Consider the following 21,910-nt stretch of genomic DNA (forward strand, 5'->3'; position numbering starts at 1 on the left):
TGTCGATTTTTCGGTGGCAAGAAAATAATGAAAACAGAGAATGCATTTTCGCTGAATGCTGCTAGCAGCGAAGAGCACGATGACATTACAGCCTTAAGTGATGCCTTTTCCCTTAAGGCATTTCGCTACATTGATATTGCCCGCGAAGCGCGACTGAATACCATTATGACGCGCTGGCCATTGCTGCGTGAAATAAGCGCCGCACAGGAGTCAGAACGTTAATGCCTGTTATTGCATTACAAGGATTGCGTGGCGGTTGTGGCGCTACCTCGCTGAGCGCCGCACTCGGCTGGGCGTTTAACGCGCTGCAGCAATCGGTGCTGGTTATCGATTTTTCCCCGGTAAATCAGCTAGCTGCCCATTTTAATATGCCGCTCGACCGCGCTCAGGGCTGGGCGCCCGCGCTGCTCGAACAGCAAGCGTGGCAGCAGTGCGCGCAGCGCTATCAAGCAGGGCTGGATTTTCTGCCGTTTGGCGCACTCACGTCGCAACAGTACGCCAGCATCAGCGCTATCAACGCAGAATTTGCCGCACCGCTGCTACACGCGCTGCCGGTCCTGAAATCGCACTACGACTGGATTATTTTCGACATGCCAGCGGATCTGTTGCCGTGGCAGCGATCCCTGGTTACCGCCGCCGATCGTCTGCTGCAGGTGCTAACGCTGGATGCCAACTGTCAGTTGCGTCTGCATCACGCGCGTTTTCCTGCGCACACGCTGTTTCTGATCAACCAGTTCAACGCCAACAGCCAGCTACAGCAGGATCTGCATCAGCTGTGGAGCAGCTCACTGAAAAACCTGATTCCCCAAGTGATTCACCGCGATGAAGCGCTGGCGGAAGCGCTGATGATGAAACAGCCGGTGGGCGAATATCGGCCGCATGCGCTGGCCAGCGAAGAGATCAACACCTTGGCTAACTGGCTGCTGCTGCATGTGCCGGGAGGCATGGCGTGAATCCATTACGCTGGCTGCTGATGCCGCAAGCGTGGCAGGCGCTGCAACGCCGCGCTCAGCTGGCGCATCAGCATGGCGCGGGCCGTTTCACCATCGCGCTGCATTTAATGTGGTGCGTACTAGCGTGGTCGCTGTTGCGGCTGGAAACACCGGGATGGCAGCGCATCCTGCAACATCGCCAACGTTACTACCCGCAAATTTCGCCGCTGCGCCCACGTCCGCTTGACCCGCTGCGCTATGCACTGCAAAGCCTGTGGCTGATGCTGGTATTGCCGCTGGATAAACGCACGCGTAAAAGTTTCAGCGTCAAACCGCTGTTCCGCTGGCGCGAGCCGCTCTATCAGTGGCTCGGTGCGCTGCCGGCACGGCTGGAACGAAACCGGTTCGCCCAGCGCAGCGAACAACGTATTCAGGCGCTGCCCGCGTGGTTGCGGCAGCTGCTGTTTATCGTGGCAGCGATTGTCGCCAGCCTGCTGGCGCTGCTGTGCATCTCGCAGCCCTTCGGCATCACTACGCAGTTTGTCTTCGTGCTGCTGTTATGGGGATTGGCGATGCTGGTGCGTCGCGTGCCGGGCCGCTTGTCCACCATCATGCTGATCGTGTTATCGCTGACGATTTCCTGCCGTTATCTGTGGTGGCGCTACACCGAAACCCTCAACTGGGACGACCCGATCAGCCTGACATTTGGTCTGCTGCTGATAGGTGCAGAAACCTATGCGTGGGCGGTATTAGTGCTGGGCTATTTCCAGACGCTGTGGCCGCTCAATCGTCAGCCGGTCTCGATGCCGCCGGAAATCACCTCGTGGCCGAGTGTCGATATTCTGGTACCGACCTACAATGAACCGCTGAGCGTCGTGAAACCGACCCTCTACGCGGCGATGGGCATCGACTGGCCGCAGGACAAACTCAATATCTACCTGCTGGACGACGGCACGCGCGAAGAGTTCCGCGAGTTTGCCGCCAGCGTCGGCGTCAATTACGTGGTGCGTCCCACCCACGAACACGCCAAAGCGGGCAACATCAACCATGCTTTGAAAGCCGTGTGCCGCAGCGAATATGTTGCCATTTTTGACTGCGACCATGTGCCGACGCGCTCGTTCCTGCAGCTCACAATGGGCTGGTTCCTGAAAGATCATCGGCTGGCGATGCTGCAAACGCCGCACCACTTCTTCTCACCCGATCCGTTTGAACGTAACCTCGGTCGCTTCCGCCAGACGCCTAACGAAGGCTCGCTATTTTACGGTTTGGTGCAGGATGGCAACGATACCTGGGATGCGGCGTTCTTCTGCGGCTCTTGCGCCATATTGCGCCGAACGGCGCTGGATCAGATCGGCGGCATTGCGGTAGAAACCGTCACCGAAGATGCGCACACCTCGCTGCGCCTGCATCGTCAGGGTTACACCTCGGCGTATATCCGTATTCCGCAGGCTGCCGGTCTGGCCACCGAGAGTTTGTCCGCGCATATCGGCCAGCGTATCCGCTGGGCGCGCGGTATGGTGCAGATTTTCCGCCTCGATAACCCGCTGTTCGGTAAAGGATTAAAGCTGGTGCAGCGCCTGTGTTACGCCAACGCCATGCTGCACTTTCTCGCCGGGATTCCGCGTCTGATCTTCCTGCTGGCACCGCTGGCGTTTCTGCTGTTCCACGCCTACATCATCTACGCGCCCGCGCTGGCGATCGCCATCTACGTGTTGCCGCACATGCTGCACACCAGTTTGACCAACTCGCGCATTCAGGGCCGCTGGCGACATTCGTTCTGGAGCGAAGTGTATGAAACTGTGCTGGCGTGGTACATCGCGCGGCCAACCACGGTGGCGCTGTTTAATCCGCACAAAGGCAAATTCAACGTTACCGCCAAAGGTGGTTTGGTGGCTGAACGTCATCTCGATTGGGTGATTACCAAGCCGTACATGATGCTGGTGCTGCTGAATATCGCCGGTATTGGCATGGCCTTCTGGCGCATGGCGTACGGTCCGGCCAACGAAATGCTCACCATTTGGGTCAGTTTGGTGTGGGTGATTTACAACATGATTATCCTCGGCGGCGCGGTGGCGGTATCGGTTGAAGCGCGCCAGATCCGCGAAGCGCATCGTGTGGAAATCGCCATGCCTGCCGCCATCGCACGTGAAGATGGACACATGGTGCCGTGCACCCTGCGTGACTATTCCGACGGCGGCGTGGGCGTTGAGCTGCGCGAAGCCGATGCGCTGAAAGAGGACGAAACCGTGTCGCTGCTGCTGCGCCGTGGTCAGCAAGAGTTCAGCTTCCCGTGTCAGGTGCAGCGCGTGTTTGGCCGTCGCGCCGGGATTCGCCTGCATCAACTCACGACGCGCCAACACATTGAATTTATTCAGTGCACCTTCGCTCGCGCCGATACCTGGGCGCTGTGGCAGGACGGCTTCCCGGAAGATAAACCGGTGCAAAGTCTGGCCGACATTATGGTGCTGGGTTTTAAAGGCTATCTGCGTCTGGCCGAGTATGGACCTGCGCCGCTGCGCCGCTTATTCCGTGGCCTCACCGCGCTGGTGAGTTGGCTGGCGACACTGCTACCGCAGCGTATTGACCGCCAGCCTGCGACGATCAAAACCGATTTTACTTAAGTTGATGATATGACCATGACGAAAAAACTGAGTTGGTTCACCGCCCTGCTGCTGGGCTGCGTCTCTGTGGTGCAGGCCGCGCCGCTGATTTCTGGCGCCATGACTGCGCCGCAGCCGTTACCGGAGGTGAACGCGCAGGTCGACGCCAACGCGCCGCTGCGTGACAGCCAGCTGGTGTTTAATCAGGTCGCTCCGCCGCCCGGTAGCATGACGCTGCGCGGTACCGAACCGAGCAGCCAGATTGAGTTCGGCGTGCGCAGCGATGAAGTGGTGACGCGCGCGCTGCTGAATCTGAGCTATCGTCCCTCGCCGGCGCTGATTCCGACGCTGTCGCAGCTCAAAGTCTATCTCAACGATGAACTGGTGGGATTGGTGACGGTCACCGCCGAGCAGCTCGGCAAAGAGAACCAAACGCAAATCCCTATCGATCCGCGCTTTATCAGCGACTTCAACCGCGTGCGGCTTGAGCTGGTAGGTCACTATGCCAACGTATGTGAAAACCCGGCCAACAGCACCATCTGGCTGGATATCGGCAAAGCCAGCAAACTCGATTTGACGCTGCAGAAGCTGCCGCTGAAGAACGATCTGTCGCATTTCCCGGAGCCGTTCTTAGATACGCGTGACAGCCGTCCGTTGCAGTTGCCGATGGTCTTCAACGCCCAGCCGAATCTGCTGCAACAGCGTGCGGCCGGGATTCTGGCTTCCTGGTTTGGCAGCAAAGCGCAGTGGCGCGGACAATCTTTCCCGGTGCTGTATAACCAGCTGCCCAAAGAGCAGCATGCGGTGGTGTTTGCCACCAACGATCATCGCCCCGACTTCCTGAAAGATCTGCCGCCGGTGGAGAAACCGACGGTGGAGATGGTGAATCAGCCGGATAATCCGTACGAGAAGATGCTGCTGATCCTCGGCCGTGACGATAATGACCTGCTGACCGCCGTCGAAGGCATTGCGCAAGGCCAGCTGCTGCTGCGCGGCGACAGCTCAACCATCGACAGCGTAAAACTGCTTGCTGCACGCCAGCCGTACGACGCGCCGAACTGGGTGCGCACCGATCGCCGCACCACCTTTGCCGAGCTGACGCAGTATCAAAACCAGCTACAGGGCAACGGTTTGCAGCCGAATCCGATCAGCCTGACGCTGAATCTGCCGCCGGATCTGTTCCTGGTGCGCGCACGCGGCATCGATATGGATCTGCGCTACCGCTACACCTCGCCGATTCAGCAGGATGGTTCGCGCCTCGCGGTGCATCTCAACAATCAGTTCATGCAGGATTATCCGCTGACGCAGAAAGATACCGCCGGCCAGCAGCTGATGCGCATCCCGCTGATGCAGGGTTTGCAGGACAGCAATCGCCAGTTGACCATTCCGGCGCTGCGCCTTGGCGTAGTGAATCAGCTGCGCTTTAACTTTGATTACGCCAACACCTTTATTGGCGGTACCGCCGATGGCCGCTGTGAAACCGTCACCGCCGTCGGACATCACGTGGTGATTGACGATACCTCGAGTATCGATTTCTCCGGCTATCGTCACTACATCGAAATGCCGTCGCTGGGCGCGTTCGCCAACGCCGGTTTCCCGTACAGCCGCTACGCCGATCTGGCGCAAACGCTGGTGCTGGTGCCATTCAAGCCGAGCAATGACGAAGTCAGCACGCTGCTGAATGCGCTCGGCAGCATCGGCGCACAAACCGGTTATCCGGCGCTGCGCGTGCAGATGAGCGATGACTGGAGCAAAGCGAAATCGGCGGATGCGGATATGTTGATGATCGGCGGCATTCCGCAGGATCTGCAGGACGACACGAAGATCCCGCTGCTGGCCGATGCCGCCCGCAGCTGGATCAGCATGCCTGCACGCAGCAACGCAGCAGCTAACGTACCGATTTCTGACAGTGAACGCGCGGTAGAAAGCCAAACCACCATTAGCTCACGTGGGCCGATGGGCGCGATTGTCGGGTTCCAGTCACCGTTCAACGATCAACGCAGCGTCGTGGCATTGCTGGCCGACAGCCCGCGCGGCTGGGAATTGCTGAATAACGCGCTGCTCGACAGCGGCAAACGCGCGGCAGTGTTCGGTACCGCCACGGTGATCCGTGAATCGGGCGTTAACAGCATCCGCGTCGGCGATACCTATTACGTCGGTCACCTGCCGTGGTGGGAACGCCTGTGGAATCTGCTGGCCACCCATCCGGTGTGGCTGGCGATTTGCGCGGTGGTGGTCGTGGTTCTGTTTGCGCTGATGGCGTGGCGTTTAATGCGCATGGTCAGCCGTCGCCGTCTGGCCGAGCTGGATGACGATGAATAAGCTGCAGCTGGGATTGCTGATCAGTAGCACGCTCGGGGTGTTGGCAGGCGCGACTGCCGCCCCGATCGGTCCCCAGGTTTCGCCGGTTGAGTGGCTGCTGATGCAGATTCGTACCGGCGAATCGACCAACAAAATCGATCTGGTACAGCAATCGCTCTATCGACTGGAAAAAATCGATCCCGAAAATCCGCAGGTGCTGGCGGCGCAAATCCGCATGGCACTGCGCCAGGGCGACCAGGCCAAAGCGCAAAAACTGCTGGATGAACTGAAGCGCGTGGCACCGAATGCCGCCGCCACGCGTGAATCAGCAGCCGGCTTGCGTCTGGTGACTGCGGAAGGGCGTCAGCAGCTGCAGCAGGCGCGACTGCTGGCCACTGCCGGGCATGTCGTCGAAGCCAAAGCCGCGTGGGACGCGCTGTTCCAAGGCGTGTTCCCCGATGTGAATACCGAGCTGGAGTATTGGCGGCTGGTCGCGCGTTTACCCGGCCAGCAGCCGCAAGCGTATCAACAGTTGCAGGCGCTGGAGCAGCGCTACCCCGGCAACATCGGCGTAGAACTGCAGCTGGCGCGCATGGCGTTTGATAACAATCAGCCGGGCGAAGCCTTTACCCAGCTGCGTCGTCTCGCCAACCGCAACGGCGGGCGCGATGCCGCTTCCGAGCTGTGGCTGCAGCAGATCCAGAATCAGCCGGTGAGCGAAAGCAGCGTCGCCAGCCTGCAGCAATATCTGCAAACCTTTACCGAGGGCGATGCCCAGCAGCGCGGTCAGCAAGAGCTGGCGCGTCAGCAACAACTGCTCGCCGATCCGGCGTATCGCCAGCGGATGCGTGGCTTAGCGCTGGTGGATGCCGGTGGCGGCGCCAATGCGATTGCCGCGCTCAATGCCGCGCTAACCGCCAATCCCAACGATGCTGAATTGATGGGCGCGATGGGCCAGGCGCAGGCGCGAGCCAACAATCGCGCCGCCGCCATTCGCTGGCTGGAGAAAGCGATACAGGCCGGTCAGGCCAGCACGCAGATCGGCAAATGGCAGTCGCTGCTGCAAACCAACCGTTACTGGTTGGCGATCAACAACGGTGATGCGGCGCTGAAAAAAGGCGATATCGCCGCGGCGGAAGGCTATTACCGCAGCGCGCAAGGGTTGGATAATCGCGATAGCTGGGCGCTGATTGGCTTGGGTGATGCCGCGCTGGCGGGTAAAAATTCTGCGCAGGCAGAGCGTTATTGGCAGCAGGCGCTGCGCTTAGATCGCAGCAATAGCACGGCGAAACGTCGTCTGCTACAGCTGCGCACCGATGTGCTGATGGCCGAAGCCGATGCGTTGGCGCAGCAAGGCCAATGGCATCAGGCGGCGGAGAAGTATCGCCAGGTAGCGCAGGCGAATCCTGATGATATCTGGCTGGTTTATCGACTGGCTGGCGCGCTGCGCAACGGCGGCGAAGAAACTCAGGGCGCGCAGGTGATGGACGCGATGGTGCGCCAGCATCCACAGGAACCCACAGCGCTGTATGCATCGGCGCTGTGGCTGGCTTCCGGCGACCGCGATGACGCGGCGCTGGCCACCTTGCATCGCCTGCCCGCTGCGCGCTGGGACAGCAACATGCATGAGCTGGCCGATCGTCTCGAGCAGGACAAAGTGTTTACCCGCGCCAGTGATTTACGCACGCGCGGCGATGAAACGGCGGCGATTGCATTACTACAACAGCAACCCGCTTCTATCCGCCGCGATATCACGCTGGCCGATTGGGCGCTGGAGCGCGGCGACGCCCGCAGTGCGCTGGCGAGCTATCAACAGGTGCAGCAGCAAGACCGTAAAAACGGCGATGCGGCGCTGGGTCGTATCGAAGCCTTGATCGCCTTAAAACGCCCTGCTGAAGCGCAACGCGCGTTACAAGCCTTGCCGCCAGGCGTGGCGCAGCAAAGTGTGAACAGCGGTCGGCGCGTGGCGCTCGCCTGGCAGAACAGTGGCGATGCGGTTCGTGCTCAACAGATTTTTGCTGAGCTGAAAACCCGCGCGGCGCAACAGGCCGCGTCACAGGAAAAAGCGTTGGTGTTTCGCGATGCGGCGCGGCTGGAAACGCAGCTGCAACAACCCGCACCAGCGCAGCAGGATTATCAACGGGCGATGGCCGCGAGCGGCATCAGCCCGGATGTGCCACAGGATAACGATCGTTATACGCAATTAACCCGCAATCAGGCGCAGGATGACTGGCTGAAACGTAGCATCCGCAGCGACGCCGCCGATCTTTATCGTCAGCAGGACACCACGTTCACGCTGGAGCAGGATTACTCGCGCAACAAAGGCAACGGCGGCACTTCCGATTTCACCGCCCATACCACCATGATGCAGGCGGAAACACCGCTGGCCGATGGCCACAGCTTTGTGCGTGTCGATCATGTGCGGGTTTCAGCCGGCACTTTCTCCACCAGCAACGGCAGCCACAGCGAGCAGTTCGGCAGCTGTAACGATGACAATTCCGGCAGATGCAGCCGCGACTTTACTCAGCGCGATGAAGGTACCGCGCTAGGCGTGGGCTGGCATAACGATCGCTGGTCGGCAGACTTCGGCACCACGCCGCTCGGCTTCGAGACCCGCAACTGGGTCGGCGGCGTCAGCTGGAAAACCGACGTCAAAGACATTGGCCTGACGTTCACCGCATCACGCCGACCGATCTCCAGCTCGCTGCTGGCTTACGCAGGCGCGCGCGATCCCGCGGCGAGCGGCGGCAAAACCTGGGGCGGCGTAGTCGCAACCGGCGGCTCGCTCGGACTGAGTTACGATCAGGGCGGCGCGCATGGCGTGTGGGGCGATATCAGTGCGCATCAACTCAGCGGTGATAACGTTGCGGATAACAGCCGCGAACGCCTGATGGCGGGCTATTATTACAAGCTGATTAATGACGATAATCGCCGCGCCACCGTGGGACTGAACAGCATGCTGTGGCATTACCAGAAGGATCTCAGCGACTACACCTTCGGTCAGGGCGGCTATTACAGCCCGCAGCAATATTTCTCGCTGTCGCTGCCGGTGACCTATCGCCAGCGCACAGAGAACTGGTCGTTTGATCTCGGCGGCTCGGTTTCCTGGTCGCAATCGCATACCGACGGGCAGCAGCGCTATCCGGTCAATCCAGGCTTTACGCTGGCGTCGAATCCCACCTCAGACAGCAGTTCGGGTAGAGGTTTTGGCTACACGCTGCAGGCGCTGGTGGAGCGACGCATTACGCCGCATTGGTCGGTGGGCTTGGCGATGGATATACAGCAAGCGAAAGATTACACCCCAAGCCACGGTTTGATTTTCATGCGCTACTCAATGTCCGGCTGGAATGGCGATATGGATATGCCGCCACAACCGCTGACGCCGTATGCGGCTTTTAAATAGCGGCGGCTTGTTAAGCCGCCTGGGCACTATTTGCTTTCTAATTCGCGCAGCATCGCCGCGCGCAAAATGGCGTTCAAACGCGTCTGGTACCCTTTACCCGGCGCTTTCAACCACTCAAGCACATCCGCGTCAATTCTGACTGAAGCCTGTGTTTTAATCGGACGATAAAATCGCCCGCTGGAAGCACTGTTCCAGAAACGTTCATTTAACGGGGCGATTTCACCGCAATCAATCTCGCTATCCGGCTTTTGACTCAGCGCGTCCAGTTCAGATTGCAGGCTATCCGAAAGCGGCGGTAATTCGCTGCGTTTAAACCTAACCTTGCTCATAGCGTCTCCTCTCATTGCGCGTGGCAGGACGTGCACTAATGATGCGAATAATCTCAGTGCCCTGCTCGAAACGTACCGTGTGGGCCACCAAAATAATAATATGGCCCATAACATTACCTATTGATTGCCAGCGATATTCGCCATTCTCACAACGATCCTGGCTAGACAGATGAAAAGGATCATCAAACACGCGCACGGCAATTTCGAAGCGGATGCCATGCTTGCGGTGATTAGACTCTGCTTTGCTAAGGTCCCACTCAAATTCCAGTTCCGTTTGCATTTTACCATACACTTTTGTCTATACATTTTAGCATGACAAATTTGCATGTGTGTCAGTGCTGCCATTTTGATCGCGTTCAAGAAATCAAAGATAAGCAGCACAATGAAATGAGATTCAGACAAGGCTGGAAAATATGGCCTGGCCGTCATTTATGTCGACCAGGCCAAAAATGAGATTTAGCGCTTTTCCTGATATGCCAGCCAGGTCAGCAGCTGCAGGCTGGCGGAAAAGTAGTTTTGATCCGCTGCCAGCGTGTCATTGAGATACTGGGTTTGGCCCAGGGTTAAATCGCGCACCGCAATCAATCCCCCCTCCATGTTGTACGGCGCTGGCGTGTTGCCCAACACATCATACCAGGCGGGCGTGGTCATGCGCGCCGAACCTTGCCAGACACGCTGGAACGGCACCAGACGCAGGCTTTGCGGGTCGTACCACCAGATATTTAGCGGAATACGGATCGCGTCATAGCTGAAGCGATTGGAATAGCCGACCGCCGGTGCCACAGAACCATCAGCATTCAGCGCCACCCAATCGAGCGGCAGGCCGGTTTTGCCGAAGTGCATCTCACCCAGCAAATCCATGCCGTCATCATTCAGCTCATTCCAGATACGCAGATGGCTGTGTTCCGCAAATTCGCGCCAGGCCTCAAACAGGAAATAAGAGGGATTAAGCACCACGTAGCTGGTTTTGTTGAAGCCCTGCGCGCCCGGCAACATCACTTTATGTCCGCCGTAGCTGATCACATTCAGCTTCACGATCGCACGCTGAATGCGGTCGGAGGCCTGCTGATAATCGCCGCCCCACTTCTGTGCCGCACGTTGCAGCGCCCAGGCAATCAGAACATCACCATCGGAAGCGTTGTTTTTGTCGGCAATCGGATCGACGGCGCCCGGCGTGTAGCGCCAGTAGAACAGATCGTTTTGCGGATTACGCAGATGGCTGCGCGTCCACTGCCACAGCAGATCGAAAGTGGCGCGATCGTCATGCGCCACCGCCAGCAACATGCCGTAGCCTTGCCCTTCGGTATGGCTAACGTTGTTGTTGGCCGTATCGCTGATTCGGCCATCGCTGCCCATAAAACGGCTTTTATAGGTACTCCAGCCATCTGCGGCCGCCTGAGCGCTAAAAAACATCACCATGAAACACAGCATCCATTGACGCCAGAACCGCATCACTCTCATTACAGCATCCTATTGATATCGATAGTGCAGCGTGCCGCCGTCGTTGTTCTCCAGCGTCACCGGCACCGCCGCGCTGCCGCCTTGTGCCTGCAGCCACTGCGCATACACGCCCGCCAGCACCGCGCTCAACGCCAGCTGCCAACGTTCAACACCGACGTTGCTGTCGCCCTGCGGCAGCGCGTGGTGCTGAATCAGAATGGCATTCTCCTGCGGCTGTAACTGCACAAAGCCCCAGTTAAATCGCGCCAGCTGCAAATTCATTTCACGCTCCAGATCCTGCACGGTGCGCGCGTCGGGTAAAGGATAGCGTGTTGCCAGCGATACGCCGACGCCGTTGAGAAAGCCTTCCGCTTCCTCGCCCGCGTTGTCCAGCATGCTCTCAATCATCGCGCTCACCAAATCAAACCAGCCCGGCTGATGCGGATGGCTGACGCGTGCGGTTACTTGCTCACTCATTAGTAATCTCCGAACATGTAACGGAAGTACAGATTGGCGGTGCTCTCGTTGTAATCGCCAAAGGTGTCGTAGCCGAGCTGACCGCCCACGGTGACATCTTTGTTGATCTTATAATCCGCACCGGCATGCAGGTTGTAGCCAATGCCGTTTTTGCTGTCGCCGCTGTAGAACGCATCCTTCACGTAGCCTTGATCGGCCAGACTTTGCAGCTGCGCCTGCAACGACGGATTATTCGGGAAGTAGGCGCTCTTATCCTGACTGTAGGATTGATAACCCACCGAACCGCCGACGTTCACTTTCAGATCGTCAAACTTGCGGCTGAATTCGATAGGGAACGACACCGACGCATAGTTCTGTGGGCTGAAGTAACCGCCCTGACCGTAGCTGAAGTAGCTGAGGTTTTTCGAGTAATCCATCCACGACAAGCTCATGCCGACTTTCAGCTCGCGATCGTCGAGGTGATACGGACGCACATACGCGCCTGCGGTCGCCTGCACGCTGTTATTGGTCGCCACGTTTTCGCCGATGTAGCTGTACGCGCCGCCGCCGACATAAAAACCGGCATCGCCGTTGTCGTAACTCAGCAAGGCGTTACCGCCGTTTTTAGTCACGCGGCCCCAGCGTTTACCGCTGGTTTTGTCTTCGACGCCGACATACGACAGCAAGCTGTCGGTCATCGCGCGGCGTTCACCGGTAAGGATCAGCGTCAGGAAGTCGGTCAGCTTCGGCGACCACTGCACGCCGCCAACCAGCGTACTCAAGTCCTGACCCAGCGGCGTGCTGCCGAGGTCAATCTTGTAGCTGTCGCCCTTCAGCGCCATGTTCAGCTCCACGCCGGTCGCGGATTGCGAATCGGTGGTGGAGTTGGGCGTATCATCAATTTTCGCCGCACCGGAGGCAACCACGTTGCCCTGCACCAGCGCGTTGGTGCCGAATCGACGCCACGCGTCGCCACCGGCGCTGCCGGCGGTGAGGGAAACCGGCGTCATGGTGAAGTCGAAGCGCGACTCGCCAAACGGCACGGTGGAGAAGGTGAGCGGCGCTTTGGCTTCGGTGAGTTTGCTCAAGCCTGATTCGCCATCACGACCGCGTACCTGCATTTCACCCTGCACCCAGGTGCCGGTTTTCTCTTGCAGGTCATCCATCATGTTGTCGATTTGGCGCAGCGTCTGGCTTTGCTGAACCGCCGGGGTGTTGCTCGCCAACGTCACGCCTTCGGCGCTGCTGGTGGCCGCCGGTGCCGACTGCCACGGCATCACCGCGCCATAGCTGGAAGGCGTACGCCCCACCGGCGAGGTGCCGCGATTGATAAACGGATTGTCGGCCAGCGCCAGACCACCTACGCTTGGCACGCTGCCGGTTTCTGCGCCCTGCAGACCAATCAGCTGACCGCGCGCGGTGCGCAGGTAGCTCATCGCCTGGCTGTGTTCGCCGTTGGCTTCGGCCACGCGGGCTAACAGCAGCAAGCGATCCGGCGACTGCTCGTTGCGCAGGCCGCGCGTTAAGGTATTGGCTTTGTTGACGTCATTCTGCGCCAGCGCCACGTTGATGGCGCCGGTGCGCGCGTCTTGCGTCGGCGTATCCTGCGTCATCAGGTAGTCGTATACCACGCCCGCTTCTTTGTTCATCTTGCCGGACTGGTAGAGTCGCGCCATGGCGAACATTAGATCGCGGTTCTGCGGATCGTGCTGCAGCGCGCCCACCAGCTTGTCGTAAGCGGCGGCGTACTGTTTCTGCTCGCGCAGACGATCCACTTCGTTGATCACGTAGCCGTTGCGGATGCCCGCCAGCTGGGTTGGCGTGCTGCGTGCCTGCAGTTCCGGGCTGCTGAGGAAGCTCTGCGCTTCGGTATTCAGCCCGGCCTGATTCAGCACCGCCACCTGCGCGGCGTAATCACCGGCATTGCCCTGAATGCCGCGCTGCATATTGTTGCGCACCACGGACACCGCGCTGGTGAGATCGCCGGCTTTCGCCAGCTTCTGCGCCAGGTTACCGGCATCCACCGGATTGGCGGGCGGCGTAGAGGCCAGCGCACGCAGGGTGTTGGCCGCTGCCGCGTTCGAGCCCTGCGCCAGATACTGATCGGTGGTAGCCATCTGCAGGTTGAAGTTGACGCGCTGCGCCAGCTCGCGCATATCGCTGTTTTTGCTGCTGTTGGGAATGCGAGACAGCAACTGACTCGCCTGCTGCCACGCGCTGCTTTCGCTGGCGTTTAACGCACCTGCATAGAGTTCGGTGGTGCTGGCGCCGCTGCGCATAGTGGGCTGCATGATATTGGCCGCCATCATGTTATTGCCCTGCGCGCGGTAGAGACGTGCCAGATCGAGACGCAGCCAGCCATCGTTGGGATAGCGCTGAATACCCGAGGTCAAGGTGGCGATGGCGGCGCTGTTATTGCCCGCCGCCACTTCACGTTTGGCCTGGGCACGAATCGGATCGGTGCTGCTGCCGCGCGGTGCCACGCTTTGACGCACGCTGTCGGGCAGTGATGCCAGCAGCGTATTGGCTTCTGCGCCCCGGTTCTGCTGACGCAGCACGTAGAACAAGCCTTCTTTGGCGTTGCGGTTATTGGCATCGCTTTGCAGGATGGCGCGATAGGTTTGCTCCGCCTGATCGAGCTGATTGCTGCGACGCTGCACATCGGCGCGGAACAGTTTGGCGGAAACGCCTTTCTCACCGTCGGCCTGCGCCAGCGGTTCGCTCAGCGCCAACGCCTGCGCGCTGTCGCCATTTTTCAGCGCCTGCTGCGCGGAGGCCAGCTGCGCGTAGAAACGTGCATCGGCGGCCTGCTTCTGGCGCGTGTCGCTCTGATCGCCACCCATCTGCGCCGCGCGCGTCAGGTAATCCGCCGCTTCGGCATAACGCCCGGCGCGCTGGGCCACATAGCCCATACCGGCCAGCGCATCCGCATCTTGCGGATTAGCTTGCAGTACTTTCTCAAAGTTGTTCTGCGCGTTGCTGACGTCGCCGCTGTTCAGCGCGGTAAAGCCCGCGCCCTTCTCCGCACCGCCAACGTTTTTACGGTAGTAATCCAGCACCGCGTTGTCTTGCGGATGGCGCTGCTGCCAGGTTTGATACAGCGATGCATCAGACGCCTGCGGACCCAGCCACAACAGCGCCTGACGCAGCGAACGGTCCGCTTCTTTGTTGCCGTCTGCCAGGCTGGCGAGCACATCGATACCCTGACGACGCGTTGCTTCCTGATAGGTCAGCGCTTTACCCAGCGCCAGCTTGGCACCGGTATCCTGCGGATGATCGGCGGAGAACTGACGCAGCGCTTCAACCGCCTGCGGCAGCAGCGAACGATCGCCCGCCATGGTCAGATAATATTCGGCTGCCACGCTTGGCGGCGGTTCGTTGCCGCTGAAGGTGTTACGCCAGGTTTGCAGCGACGCCGCGATGTTGCCGCTGCGTGCCTGCTGGCGCGCTAACTGCAGCTGCGCCTGCGGAATGGTTTGCAGCTGGCGGGCGTTATCCAGCTCGGTGAGATGCGGATCGTTCGGCGAGGCCGCGCTCAGGCGCGCACGCCACTGCGCCGCTTCCGCCGTACCGCCGCTCTGCTGTGAATAGAGCGCCAGCAGATAGAGCGCCTGCGTGTTGTTGGGCTCAACCATCAGCACTTTCTGCAGCGAGGCTTTGGCCAAATCGTCATGCGCTTTCTGGTGCCAGTAAGTCGCCTGATCGAACAGCGCCTGTAACGCAGGGTTACTGCTCTCCGCCGCCAGCAGCGGCTGAGAGAGCGTCAGCGCGCCACCCAGAATCAAGGCATGGCGAATACCGGCACTTAACAGATGTTTTTTCATTGTTTTTATCCTTACTTCTTGCCGGACTTGCTATCAACTTTTGGGTTGAGACGACGCCACGCATGACGTTTCAGCATCACCCACGCACCGCCGCCGACCAGCGCTGAAAGCAGCAGCGCCGCCAGCGCCATCAGCACCGAGTGCTGGTTGGCATACCACACCACCATCATGTACCACGGCATTTCGCCGCTCGGGAATTGCGGGCCGACGCGGAAGCTGCGAATGCCGTTCTCATCGGTGATGATGGCGGTATCGCCGCGAATCCCGGCGTTGATGCGTGCAGAATTCAGGTCTTCATGCAGGCGCAGCAGTTGTTGATCGCTGGTCGCCACCGTCATCACCACTAAGCGATCCGGGTTCCACGGCGATCGATAGCTGACAAAGCCGCGCCACGCTTCGTTGGAGGAGAAGTAACGATCGGCATCCAGCGGCTGGCGATACCAGTCGCCGGTCAGCCAGCCACGCAGTTTGTCCCAGGTGGTGGGCTCTTTCACGCCCAGCGTGTTGCCGCTGGTATCGAACGGCGTGTTGGCCAGCATGGCCTGGTTGAAGTCGTTGTTCTGCGTGGTGCTGACCGCCAGCAGATCGCTCTGCTGCAGGAGCGTCATGTTGGTGCCGCCGTTTGGCAGGCCAAACAGCACCTGATTTTGCAGCAGCGGTACGCCGGTAGCGTTACCGGCGCGTGAGGCCATATCCAGCAGCGTGGCGATCTCCGCATCGCTTGGTTGTTCCGGCAACAGCAGCGTGGTCTGCGAGAAGTCCGCCAGACGCGAGAACGGGAACGAAGCGCCAACAAAGTAAGAGAGATTTGGCAGCATGGTGAAGTGGCGCGTATGGCTCAGATCGATCCACGAATCCTCTTCGATGCGGCTCTTAATGTTGTTGTTCAGCAGCACGCCGCACGGCGCATCCGCTTTCGGCTTGATGTTGAAGTAGAGCGCCAGCTGGTTGTCACCGTAAATCAGGTACGGTTCGAGCTTCAGGGTGTAATGCTCCTGACGCGCGTCGCCGCCCAGCCGATGCCAGGCGCTCTCCAGCAAACCGACTTTATTCACCGTAAGATTGCGCAGGAACGTGCCGTTAATCATGACGTTAAGGAACGAGTTGTCCTCATCAATCCAGCTTTCGGATGGGAAGCGATAGTGCAGCTCCACCGGAATGGTGTCGCCATCCCACAGGAACAGGTCCGGCGCCGCGCGGAAGTTGACGCTCAGCGCATCGTGCCAGATGCCGGTGGTGGTCAGGCTCTGATCTTTGCGCAGCAGTTCGCTCAAACGCACCGGGCGCGTGGTGTTGATCCAGCGCGGCGCATCGTACGGCTTACGCACGCCAATCGGCTGTGGCTGCACGTTAAGGCTGCTGGCATCGGTCGCCAGCGGCTGAGTGGTTAAACGGTTAGCGGCCTGACGCAGCTGCTCGTCATTCGCGCCCACCACCAGCAGCAATTTGTAGACCGGATTGTTCGGGTTATCGATCACCTGCAGCAGCGGACCGTTGGTGGCTGGCAAGGTTACGGTGCCAATTTTGTCGCCCGGATGGCCGACCAGAATGCCGTTGTGTTCAGGCAGATCGCCGCGCACCACCGGGAAACGGATGCCACGATAATCCGACTGAATGCCCATCCACGATGCCACCAGCGCAGCGGCGCTGATGCTGTCCGGCGCGACATTGGCGGCAAAGCCAAAGGTGACGCTGGCGGGCGTCATGCGCTGCGCATCAATAAACGGACGCGGGAAGTTACGCAGGCTGGTGCCGATGTTCAGCTGCTGCCCTTCGAGGCTCAGCGTGGTCTTCGGCAAAATCGACACCTGATACTGCTGCGCGCTCTCTTTCTCGCACAGCAGCTTGTCGGCATCGTTAATCTTGAAGCTAAGGTTGTTGCTGGAGACCACCATCGCCGCCGGAATATCCAGCTGGTAATCGCTGACATCGCTGTCGCTGGCGCCCAAAGGCAAGGTACCCAGCGGCTGACCGTTCAGCATCAGCTGCAGCGAGGTGTTGCGCGCGGCCAGCGCCGCCGAGACGCGCAGCGACAGATTAAGACGCGCGTTGGTGATCACTTCATCGCTGGGTAGCGTGAACATGATACCGGATTGCAGCTGGCCGCCGGTCAGCGTAATGCCGCGCGGCTGGCCCATCTGCGCCACCGAAACGGTGCTGCTGATTGGCTGGTTAAGCGTCACGGAAGACGTTTCTGGCATCATCGCCGGTGCGGTTGGCGCTACCGTTGGCAGCACCATTTCTGGTGCGGCAGCAGCAGCAGGTTCGCTGGCCGCAGGTTCAGCAGGCGCGTCGTTTTCCGTTGTCGGTACGGTTTCCGGTGCGGTTTCCGGAGCAGTTTGCGGTGCGGTTTCCGCTGGCGCATAAGGTGCAGCGCCCGCCGCCTGTTGCAGCTGCGGATCGGCAGCGCTTTCAATACCTTGCGGCGGCGGCACGTCTGAAAGTGCAGCGCTATCCTGAGTGACTGGCGGGGTTTCGGCCCACGCTGGCGCGAGCAGCAGCGCCGTTGCCAGCGAGCTTGCCAGCAACCTTTGCGTCAAATTCTTCATGCAGCGCTGTCCTCTTTTACTGCGGGCTGGTTGTCACGCTTACGCTTCTCACGGCGATCTTTCCAGGTCAGCCAGAACAGCTCAAAGACGGTACGAATAATGGTGCCAAGCGAAACCAGTGGATTGTCTTGCTTATACTCCGGCTGAATCCACGCATCGGCACGCGCCAGTACCACGCGCACCAGCTCACGGCGGCGCGACAGCGGCATATCGCCAAAGCGCAGACGGATGCTCTCCTCATCGCCGGAGATTTTGTTCACCGGAATGGTGATGGTGCCCGACTTCAGCAGCAGATCGATCTCTTCAATTTCATCGTGCTCGTGACGATTGTCCGGCGCATCCAGCTGCGCGCCGCCCATCGACAGATCGCTGGTTTTCGTGCGTGACGAGATGCCGCTGGCGTAGTGAATCACCGCCGGGATCTGCACCTCAATACGAATGGTTTTACGCACCTGCTTGGTTTCGCGCGCCACGGCAATCGCCGCCATCAGGATAACCAGGCTGAATACCGCCCAGCCGACGTTGAGCGCAATAACGTAAGGATCAACGCCAAAGTAGTCATGCGCGGTGGCGCGCACCACGCCCGCGATGATGCCGATCGACAGCAGCACCGCGACAATCACATGTGGACGCACGATGTGGAAGTCGAAGAAGCCCTGATCGAGCAGGCCGCCTTTATCCGTTACGTTAAACTTACCGCGCTTCGGTGCCAGCATGGTGAGCAGCGTTGGGATGACGAGGTGGAAGCACATCACGGTTTCGTAGATTTCGCCCCAGAAGGTGTAACGGAACTTGCCGTTCATTCGCGAGTTGACGTAGAGGGACATCACCAGATGCGGCAGGACGTAGGCGAAAATCAGCGAGGCTGACGAATGAATGATATTCAGGTTAAACAGCAGGTAGGCCAGCGGTGCCGTCAGGAACGCCACGCGCGGCAAGCCAAACTGGAAGTGCAGCATGGCGTTGAGGTAGCACAGACGCTGCTGCCACTTCAATCCACGGCCAAACAGCGGATTATCAACGCGGAAGATCTGCGTCATGCCACGCGCCCAGCGGTTACGCTGCACGACGTGCAGGCCAAGACGCTCGGTCGCCAGACCGGCCGCCAGCGGAATTGCCAGGAAGGCCGATCCCCAACCGCGACGCTGCATTTTCAGCGCGGTATGCGCATCTTCGGTCACGGTTTCCACCGCAAAACCACCGATCTCTTCCAGCGCGCTACGGCGAATCACCGCACAAGAACCGCAGAAGAAGGTGGCGTTCCAGTTATCGTTACCCTGCTGCACCGGGCCGTAGAACAGTGAACCTTCGTTCGGGATGCTGCGCGCCGCGCGCAGGTTACGCTCGAACGGATCCGGCGAATAGAAGTAGTGCGGGGTTTGCAGCAGCGCCAGCTTTGGGTCTTTCAGGAACGGACCGACCGTTGCCTGCAGGAAGGTGCGCGTGGCCACGTGATCGCAGTCGAAGATGCAAATCAGCTCACCTTTGGTGATCTTCATCGCGTGGTTGAGGTTGCCGGCTTTAGCGTGATTATTGTCGTCACGGGTGATGTAACCCACGCCAACATCGGCGGCAAATACCGCAAACTCACTGCGCTTACCGTCATCCAGCAAATAGACCTTCAGCTTGTCGCGCGGGTAATCAATACACTGCGCCGCCAGCACGGTATCACGCACCACATCGAGGCTTTCGTTGTAGGTTGGAACATAAACATCAACCGTCGGCCACAGGCTGGTATCATCCGGCAAAGGTTCGATGGTGCGTTTTAATGGCCAGGTGGTTTGCAGGAAGCCGAGAATTAAGATCAGCCAGACATACAGTTCGGCCAGATATAAGCCGATACCGAGAATGGCTTCAATCTCAGAATTAAATTGCAGCGTCTCCGTAGTACGCCACCAGATATATCGGGTCGACATCAGCGCGGATAAGATAACCATAACGATGGTTATTTTGCGGCTTTTGCTGAAGCCCAGTAAAAACATCATCCCGATGCTGATTAAGCCAAATATATATTGCTTCTGGCTGTCCATAGGCGTGATGACGATTACCGCCGCCACCGGTGCAAGCACCAGCAGCAGCAGGTAAAACCCGAGTTTACTCATGATTCACCCTGAAGAAGCTGTGTTGTTATTATGTGGCCGGAGTCGGCCTCATTATTAATAGTGGCTGCGAAAAGGTGCCTGAACTTCGCCGTTACCCACGGTGATATCCAGTATATTGGCTACGCGTTTTGCCACTAATTCGATATCAAACGCAGCTGCAGACGCTGGGCTGAAATCATAAACCGATTGTTGCGAGGCATTGGCTTCCGCGACGCTTTCATCACGATGTACCACGCCTAATAAGTTCTCACCCAGGCGCTGCTGCATAAAAGCGGTGACTTCACGGCTAATATTGCGGCGGTTATCGCTCTGGTTAAGGACAAAATAGTGACCGCGTTTATTATTCAGCGGTCGACCGATCATGCGGTCATTTTCTATTTGCGGCAGCAACGAGACCGATGCGGTATCCGCTAACATCACCACTAAATGCATATCGGCAAGTGCCTGCATTGCTTTAAGCGCCGGACCCGGACCGGGGGGAAAATCGGCGATAATCACCAGCCCCGGATAATTCAGCACCGTATCCAGCCCGCGTTTAAGGAAATGGGGATCTTTTACCAGGTTTTCTTCAAAGCGTTCACGCTGCTCTTCGCTCACCTCGCCATACGGCATGACGAAAATATTGCCGCCGGTGGTCAGAATCGATTGGCTCCAGTCAGCCTGATCTTCAGAGCGTGCCACAAAGCCGCGACCATCATTCAGCGGTACACCGAAATGCAGGCGCAAGGCGTTCTGAACATCGAAATCGATTGCCAATACCTTGCTGCCAGCGCGAGCCAGACTCCACGCAAGGTTGGCCGCCATGGTGGTTTTCCCTACTCCCCCTTTTGGCGAGCACACACAAACTAACGGCATAGCGCAATCTTCTCCAGTAGCGGTTTTAACGGTGTTTCTTTTGACAGGTTAGCCGGCTCGGCTGGACGCGAGCGGAACAGCGCACCAAAGCGAGACGGGGCCGGCGCAGCCGGACGTGCCGGTTCAACCGCAGCGGCCAGGGTTGGCGCAGGCACTGGCGCGATTGGCGCGGGAGCTGCCGGTGCGGCAACAGCAGCAGGCTGAGCGACTGGCGCGACGGCAGGTTTTGCTGGTGGAAACAGTGAGGTTGTCGCCTGGCGCTCGACCAGCGTGGCTTTCGGCGCTAATGGCGTCGCAGAGGAGAGCGGCTTAACCGACGGCGCGGGCGGAAACAGTGATGAGCCGCTCTCCGGTTGCGCGGCGGCAGGTGCGTTCAGGCTATCGAGAATCGATGCCCGCGCCGGGCTGGCTGATGCAGCCTGAGCCGGTTCCGGCGGTGCGCTGAATTCATCCCCGCGAATCGGCTGTGGTTGCGGCATATCGATGCGCTGACCGCTGCCTAATTCAGGCTCTTGTTCGGTGGTCAATTGACGCAGTAACGCCCACTGACTTTGATCGGCTTCCTGCGATTGACCGGACATATCCTTAAAAGCGATGTCAAGCGTCTGCGTTTTCTCTTTAAAACGCTGCAGATCGTCGTAATTCTTCATGATCAGAGCCTGTAAAAGCGGGAGGGAATTTTCCGCGAATATATCACACACATTAAAAGACGGTGAGACAAATCTGATTACTAAAACAGCGCATTCAATAAAAGAATTCTATCTTTAAGATTGAAAAAGCGGGAATGCAAAAAGCATGCAGTTATTTATGGACGGAGATTAATTAATATCAATTAACAGAAATAATCACGCAGGGGATTTTAACCTAAGCTACTGAAAAACCTCTACTGCGCTGCAAGTTATGGGTTTTATTCCACAGTGACATTGCTCACACAATGATGATGAAAATAGGAATTTGCCTTTACGCTATATATCTTAATCAGGACCAATTGTTCACAGATGCAGTGGCGTAATGCTTTTGCCAGGGCTTTCGCGGTAACCCTTTTTGTCGTTAATTTATCTCATGTATTAATCAGCAAAAAGAAAGGCTCCCGCAGGAGCCTTGATTCATTTATGGCAG

At 58.7% G+C, this 21,910-nt stretch carries 14 protein-coding genes; 5 read left to right on the forward strand and 9 right to left on the reverse strand.

Going from position 1 to position 21,910, the window contains the following annotated elements:
- Positions 1–27 precede the first annotated feature (27 nt).
- The 5 genes from bcsR to bcsC are packed head-to-tail and all read left to right on the forward strand — an operon-like array spanning position 28 to position 9,236.
- The gene (bcsR, locus tag Q3H59_RS19520) at positions 28–222 is read left to right on the forward strand and encodes a cellulose biosynthesis protein BcsR (protein ID WP_061719343.1); all 195 of its coding nucleotides are present in this window, start codon (positions 28–30) and stop codon (positions 220–222) included.
- The gene (gene bcsQ, locus Q3H59_RS19525) at positions 222–953 is read left to right on the forward strand and encodes a cellulose biosynthesis protein BcsQ (protein WP_309836446.1); all 732 of its coding nucleotides are present in this window, start codon (positions 222–224) and stop codon (positions 951–953) included. The genes bcsR and bcsQ (Q3H59_RS19525) overlap by 1 nt, the downstream gene beginning before the upstream one ends.
- A complete protein-coding gene (gene bcsA, locus Q3H59_RS19530; protein WP_309836448.1) occupies positions 950–3,553 on the forward strand; it encodes a UDP-forming cellulose synthase catalytic subunit in 2,604 nt (867 codons plus the stop codon). Before bcsQ (Q3H59_RS19525) ends, bcsA (Q3H59_RS19530) begins: the two co-directional genes overlap by 4 nt.
- A 9-nt stretch (positions 3,554–3,562) precedes the next feature.
- Positions 3,563–5,854 carry a cellulose biosynthesis cyclic di-GMP-binding regulatory protein BcsB gene (gene bcsB, locus Q3H59_RS19535; protein WP_405042125.1) on the forward strand — a complete coding sequence of 764 codons (2,292 nt, stop codon included), beginning with the start codon at positions 3,563–3,565 and terminating at the stop codon, positions 5,852–5,854.
- Entirely contained in the window at positions 5,847–9,236 is a 3,390-nt protein-coding gene (gene bcsC, locus Q3H59_RS19540; protein ID WP_309836452.1) for a cellulose synthase complex outer membrane protein BcsC, read from the forward strand. Before bcsB (Q3H59_RS19535) ends, bcsC begins: the two co-directional genes overlap by 8 nt.
- A 26-nt stretch (positions 9,237–9,262) precedes the next feature.
- Here the strand turns inward: bcsC and Q3H59_RS19545 are convergent, their stop codons facing one another.
- The 9 genes from Q3H59_RS19545 to bcsO all read right to left on the reverse strand — a co-directional run bounded on the left by Q3H59_RS19545 (position 9,263) and on the right by bcsO (position 21,441).
- A complete protein-coding gene (locus tag Q3H59_RS19545) occupies positions 9,263–9,565 on the reverse strand; it encodes a BrnA antitoxin family protein (protein WP_192236869.1) in 303 nt (100 codons plus the stop codon).
- Positions 9,552–9,845, reverse strand: a complete 294-nt coding sequence (locus tag Q3H59_RS19550; RefSeq protein WP_110867898.1) for a BrnT family toxin — start codon at positions 9,843–9,845, stop codon at positions 9,552–9,554. The genes Q3H59_RS19545 and Q3H59_RS19550 overlap by 14 nt, the downstream gene beginning before the upstream one ends.
- 176 nt (positions 9,846–10,021) lie before the next feature.
- Positions 10,022–11,026 (reverse strand): glycosyl hydrolase family 8, encoded by a 1,005-nt coding sequence (locus Q3H59_RS19555; RefSeq protein WP_309836456.1) that lies wholly within the window; start codon positions 11,024–11,026, stop codon positions 10,022–10,024.
- A gap of 9 nt (positions 11,027–11,035) precedes the next feature.
- The gene (gene bcsD / locus Q3H59_RS19560; protein ID WP_008104594.1) at positions 11,036–11,482 is read right to left on the reverse strand and encodes a cellulose biosynthesis protein BcsD; all 447 of its coding nucleotides are present in this window, start codon (positions 11,480–11,482) and stop codon (positions 11,036–11,038) included.
- Positions 11,482–15,285 (reverse strand): cellulose synthase subunit BcsC-related outer membrane protein, encoded by a 3,804-nt coding sequence (locus Q3H59_RS19565; protein WP_309836458.1) that lies wholly within the window; start codon positions 15,283–15,285, stop codon positions 11,482–11,484. Before Q3H59_RS19565 ends, bcsD begins: the two co-directional genes overlap by 1 nt.
- Before the next feature lie 11 nt (positions 15,286–15,296).
- Positions 15,297–17,834, reverse strand: a complete 2,538-nt coding sequence (gene bcsB / locus Q3H59_RS19570; RefSeq protein ID WP_309836461.1) for a cellulose biosynthesis cyclic di-GMP-binding regulatory protein BcsB — start codon at positions 17,832–17,834, stop codon at positions 15,297–15,299.
- Entirely contained in the window at positions 17,831–19,936 is a 2,106-nt protein-coding gene (gene bcsA, locus Q3H59_RS19575; RefSeq protein WP_101763798.1) for a UDP-forming cellulose synthase catalytic subunit, read from the reverse strand. Before bcsA (Q3H59_RS19575) ends, bcsB (Q3H59_RS19570) begins: the two co-directional genes overlap by 4 nt.
- 54 nt (positions 19,937–19,990) lie before the next feature.
- Entirely contained in the window at positions 19,991–20,791 is an 801-nt protein-coding gene (bcsQ, locus tag Q3H59_RS19580) for a cellulose biosynthesis protein BcsQ (protein ID WP_101763799.1), read from the reverse strand.
- Complete coding sequence (bcsO, locus tag Q3H59_RS19585; protein WP_309836463.1) at positions 20,782–21,441, reverse strand: cellulose biosynthesis protein BcsO; 660 nt, start codon at positions 21,439–21,441, stop codon at positions 20,782–20,784. Before bcsO ends, bcsQ (Q3H59_RS19580) begins: the two co-directional genes overlap by 10 nt.
- Positions 21,442–21,910: the final 469 nt, after the last annotated feature.

It is taken from the genome of Pantoea sp. SORGH_AS_0659, from assembly GCF_031453915.1.
Taxonomy (GTDB): domain Bacteria; phylum Pseudomonadota; class Gammaproteobacteria; order Enterobacterales; family Enterobacteriaceae; genus Pantoea; species Pantoea leporis.

Excerpts from the sequence above, each read along its gene's own strand:
- bcsR (WP_061719343.1), top strand. The coding sequence starts at position 28 with ATGAAAACAGAGAATGCATTTTCGCTGAATGCTGCTAGCAGCGAAGAG.
- bcsQ (WP_309836446.1), top strand. The coding sequence starts at position 222 with ATGCCTGTTATTGCATTACAAGGATTGCGTGGCGGTTGTGGCGCTACC.
- bcsB (WP_405042125.1), top strand. The coding sequence starts at position 3,563 with ATGACCATGACGAAAAAACTGAGTTGGTTCACCGCCCTGCTGCTGGGC.
- bcsC (WP_309836452.1), top strand. The coding sequence starts at position 5,847 with ATGAATAAGCTGCAGCTGGGATTGCTGATCAGTAGCACGCTCGGGGTG.
- Q3H59_RS19545 (WP_192236869.1), bottom strand. The coding sequence starts at position 9,565 with ATGAGCAAGGTTAGGTTTAAACGCAGCGAATTACCGCCGCTTTCGGAT.
- Q3H59_RS19550 (WP_110867898.1), bottom strand. The coding sequence starts at position 9,845 with ATGCAAACGGAACTGGAATTTGAGTGGGACCTTAGCAAAGCAGAGTCT.
- Q3H59_RS19555 (WP_309836456.1), bottom strand. The coding sequence starts at position 11,026 with ATGAGAGTGATGCGGTTCTGGCGTCAATGGATGCTGTGTTTCATGGTG.
- bcsD (WP_008104594.1), bottom strand. The coding sequence starts at position 11,482 with ATGAGTGAGCAAGTAACCGCACGCGTCAGCCATCCGCATCAGCCGGGC.
- Q3H59_RS19565 (WP_309836458.1), bottom strand. The coding sequence starts at position 15,285 with ATGAAAAAACATCTGTTAAGTGCCGGTATTCGCCATGCCTTGATTCTG.
- bcsB (WP_309836461.1), bottom strand. The coding sequence starts at position 17,834 with ATGAAGAATTTGACGCAAAGGTTGCTGGCAAGCTCGCTGGCAACGGCG.
- bcsA (WP_101763798.1), bottom strand. The coding sequence starts at position 19,936 with ATGAGTAAACTCGGGTTTTACCTGCTGCTGCTGGTGCTTGCACCGGTG.
- bcsQ (WP_101763799.1), bottom strand. The coding sequence starts at position 20,791 with ATGCCGTTAGTTTGTGTGTGCTCGCCAAAAGGGGGAGTAGGGAAAACC.
- bcsO (WP_309836463.1), bottom strand. The coding sequence starts at position 21,441 with ATGAAGAATTACGACGATCTGCAGCGTTTTAAAGAGAAAACGCAGACG.